Annotated in this window: 1 protein-coding gene; it reads left to right on the top strand. The window is 67.2% G+C overall.

Annotated elements, in window-relative coordinates:
- Positions 1-2,200, top strand: a 2,200-nt coding sequence (locus tag ABC831_RS26275) for a hypothetical protein (RefSeq protein WP_343251038.1), incomplete at both ends; no start/stop codon positions are given.

Raw genomic sequence — 2,200 nt, 5'->3', positions numbered from 1 at the left:
GGCACGGCGGGCCAAAGCGCCATCAATGCCCCTTTGTCCTCCGTAGCGCTTACCGCTGAGGGCAGTGTGGTGCTTACCGGCGGCAAGGGCTTAAAGGATATGGCCGGCGCTGCCGCCGGAAGCGGCCTGGCCGCAAAGAATCTCGTCCTGCAGGCCGGCAGTGTAACAGCCGTAGGCGGTCAGTGCAGCCAGGGTCAGGGCTCCGGCGTTTTCCTCATGGGCAGCCTGCATGTGAAAGAGGGCGCGTCCCTGACCGCCACGGGCGGCAGCGGCGTCTACTACGTGTCTGTCCAGCAGCAGATCCTGCTGGGCGGCAGCCTGACGGCCACCGCCACCCACGCCCAGGGCGACGCCGTGAAGATGCCTTCCGGAGGCACGTTTTTGATGTCCGGCCCGTCGGCAGCCCTTACCGTACAGGAAAGCGCCGGCAACAGCAACAGCATTTCCGTTAAGCTGGACCCCCGGCTACAGGACAGCTGTGAGCTGTACGCCCGCGGCGGGGTAACGCTGAACAGCGCGCGCACCCTTGCCACCACCAGCGACCAGCCGGGCGTAGTGGGCGCGCGGGAGCTGCCGGTGTGGAACGCCAGCTGGAAGGGCGTGGCTGCTTACCAGGAGGGTGATACCATCACGCCTCTGGAGTTGACGGACGGCACGGTGGTAAGGGTGGAAGAGGGCGCATCGGGCGCGCTCACCGTTCCCGACGGTGTCAATACCCTTACCCTGACCGGAAAGGGAAAGGATAACCGGATCACAAGCCCCGGGCGGGTGGAGATCAAAAACCCCCAAAATACGATCCTCAACATTAAAAACCTCAACATGTCCTCGGGTTCGGCGTCCCCCTTTTTGTTTGACAGCCAGGCCCATTCCCTTACGCTGAACCTGACGGACGTTTCCCTGTCCGGCTCCGCCGCGTCGGGCCCGGACGGCCTGAGCGGGAACGCAGTGGACGTGATGCAGCGCGAAGCGCAGGTGACCATAAACGCGGAAAACAGCGTGATCCTGACCGGCGGCGCGGGTACGGACGGAGAGGGCGGCAATGGGATATACGTATATAACCTCACCGTCAACGGGCCGCTTAACGCCCGAGGCGGCAGCAGCGCCCAGGGCATGGGGGGCGCGGGTATCGCCGTGCAAAACTTTACCATGGCGTCCGGCCATGCCGCCGCCCAGGGCGGCGCGGGAAAGACCAGGGACGGGATGGGCGTCACATTTCTGGAAGCGGGCGGCTCCCTGACGCTACAGAAGGGCGCGGCCCTGACGGCGGAAGGCCACAGCGGCATCGGCGGCTCTTCAGACAGCCTGTCCATTGCGCTGGGGGGCCGTCTGACGGCTGCCGCCACCAGCCAGAACGGCAGCTCCGTGTTTGGATGTACCGTAACGTTCACTGACACCGCGGCCGTGCTGACGGCGACAGAGGTATCTGTGGGCAGCCGGATTGCGGTGGAACTGGCCGCGGAGCTGGCGGGGTACCGGCTGGAGGCCCTGGGCACCGCGCTGATGAGGGAAGGCGGCGCTGAGGTACAGGTACGCACCGGCACCGGCACCGTGAGCGTGGGCAGGATGCAGCCCCAGTGGAACGCCGTGCTGGATGGCGCCGCCGCCTATAACGACGGCGTCACCACCCAGCGGCTGACCCTCACGGACGGCATGACGCTTAAGGTGCGGGAGGGCGCTGCGGGCACGCTTAGAGTCCCCGCGGGCGTGGGCAGTCTTACCCTTGCGGGGCCTGGGCTTACCGGCGCGCTTACCACCAACGGGCAGATAGAGATAACAAACCCGCAGAACCTGTCGTTAGCTGTCACCGGCCTTGCCATGCAGGCCCAGGAGGGCAAGAGCTTTTTGACGGATACGCAGGGCCATACGCTCATCCTGGCCCTGGACAACGCGGCCCTGACGGGCGGAGACGGCGCTCCCGGTGTTGACGCCGGGGGGACGGAGCTTGAGCTGTCCGCCCGCAGCAGCGTCACCATTACCGGCGGAGCGGGCGCGGATGTGGGCGGCCATGGAGTTACCGCGGGGGCCCTTACGGTTACCGCGGGCCATGCGGCCGTCCAGGGCGGCCGGGGTGCCGCCGGGGACGGGGCGGGCGCTGCCGTTGCGGGCAGCCTGCAGGTGGCACAGGGCGCGTCCCTGTCCGCCCAGGGGGAAAGCGGCGTCACCGGCGGCGCTGCCCTGGAAGGCAGCCTGACGGCGGTTT

Origin of the sequence: Diplocloster hominis (assembly GCF_032380655.1) — a bacterium.
Classification (GTDB): Bacteria; Bacillota; Clostridia; order Lachnospirales; family Lachnospiraceae; genus Diplocloster; species Diplocloster hominis.
This window is presented reverse-complemented; position numbering and strand designations above follow the sequence as displayed.